2 protein-coding genes are annotated in these 1,774 nt (G+C 56.8%); both read right to left on the reverse strand.

What is annotated here, in order from left to right; all coding sequences use genetic code 11:
- Positions 1 to 318 precede the first annotated feature (318 nt).
- Entirely contained in the window at positions 319 to 1,329 is a 1,011-nt protein-coding gene (locus HMPREF2617_RS04825) for an HtaA domain-containing protein (protein ID WP_070451076.1), read from the reverse strand.
- Between the two features lie 93 nt (positions 1,330 to 1,422).
- On the reverse strand, positions 1,423 to 1,774 hold a 352-nt coding region (locus tag HMPREF2617_RS12050; RefSeq protein ID WP_210400158.1), incomplete at its 5' end, for a hypothetical protein.

The raw sequence follows: 1,774 nt of genomic DNA on the forward strand, positions 1-1,774 counted from the left end.
TTGCCCCTACCAACTACACGGAAACGGCAATTTGCCCAGCACATACCGGGCACCGTGGTCTGTTTTTACTCACCCGGAAAGCACACCAACCCCCGACTAGCACATGCGGGTGCCATTCCGGAGGATTGAACGCAATTCGGGCGGATATAAGGTCTTGATGCCTATATCCGCCCGATTTACCCAGCCTGATCAGCAATAACGCCGAAATTCAGACACACTTTTTGCTACTTACCCCGGGATGGTCTCCTTTTTTCGGCTTTGGTAAACAGCAAAGAACCGGTCCCAGCACAGTACCGGGACCGGTTCATGATGCGAAGGTTATCGCTGCATACCCTGCAAGAGTTGCGGCAGCCACTGCTGGCCGACAAAAGCTAGCGCACCACCAATCGCCACGAGGCTGATGAGAGTAGCGATGATCGGCACGACGATTTTGGTGTTGTCGGTCTTGGAATCGACAGAGGATCCCTCAGGCTTCTTCGAGCCTTGCTCAGCCGGGGGGACGCTCGGGGACGACGGAACGCTCTTCTCCGGGGACGGTTTCGCGGACGACGAGGAAGGAGCCGGCTTCTCCGGAGACGGTTTCGCCTTAGGTGCTTCCTTGAACTTCAGGTCTAGATCGAGTAGCGCGTCCTCGTACTGCTCCGCCTTGTAGAAGCCGATCATGACGTTTTCGGCTCCCTCCTTGGTGAGCGTTGTCTTAATGCCACTGTCCTTACTAACGTCACCTGCTGAGGTGGAGAAACTGCCCCCTGCGGTAGCCTTGATCGGCTCTGGAAGTGTGAATGTGGCAAAAATCGCGTCGTCTCCCTTGCGATCAAGTGCGCTCTGATCGCCCGTGATGTTAGTGCCACGCACGACGTAGTCGAGGGAAATCTTTCCTGACGTACCGTCCAGAATGAGCTTCACATCGGAGAACTTGACATCGAGTCCATACTGCTGGCCCTCGGGAGCGAACTTCTCATGCCCTGTCCAGCGGACCCCACCATCAAAGGCCAGCACACCCTTGCCTTTTGCATCCAGCTGCGACTTGGCAGCATTCAACTGGAACCCATACTTAAGTGGCGAGGTGTTGTCCTGGAACGTTTGGGCTGGCGGGTTGTACGCGGTGTGGCCGCCGAAGTTCTTGAGATCGGTTGGATTGACTGTAGTGACCTTGCCCTGTGCGACGGGGCCGGTCACGTAGTTGGTAAAGCTGCGCTTCACATTCCAATCCAAGCGACCATTCTCAAGCACAGGCGCCTCCGGTGCAGCCGAAGCCTGAGGCGCAACAACTGCGCTACCCAGCAGGGCAAGAGCGGTGAGTGGTACGAGCAACGGGCGTGTTCTCATGAATCCTCCTTAGAGAACAAGGTAAACCTCACCTAAGTATGGTATTGCTAACCAACTTCAAGGGCAAGGAGGTTCCCGTTGAGGCGATGACCACTATTTGGCCAGCATGGGCCTCAGAAAACGGTCGAAGGCGAACTTGCCGAAGCCAGAAAGCACGCCGAGCAATCCAAGTCCAGCGATGACGAGGGTGACACTGGTGGTGATCCGCTCGGCTGGTGATCCTTTGTCCGTTGAGCTGAGTTCCTGCGACGAGCTCGCCATTGACTCGGACGGCGCAGGGGACGGCGTTGACGTCGGTGTCGGCTGTGGTGCAGGCAGCGTCGGAACACCAGCGGCGGCGCCAGCGAAGGTGACGCTGAGATCAAACAAGGCGTCGTCGTATTGAATCGGCTCGTAGAAGCCGATCATGATCTTTTTGGCGCCCTCCTCGGTGAGCGTTGTTTTC

It is taken from the genome of Corynebacterium sp. HMSC070H05, from assembly GCF_001837615.1.
GTDB lineage: Bacteria > Actinomycetota > Actinomycetes > Mycobacteriales > Mycobacteriaceae > Corynebacterium > Corynebacterium coyleae.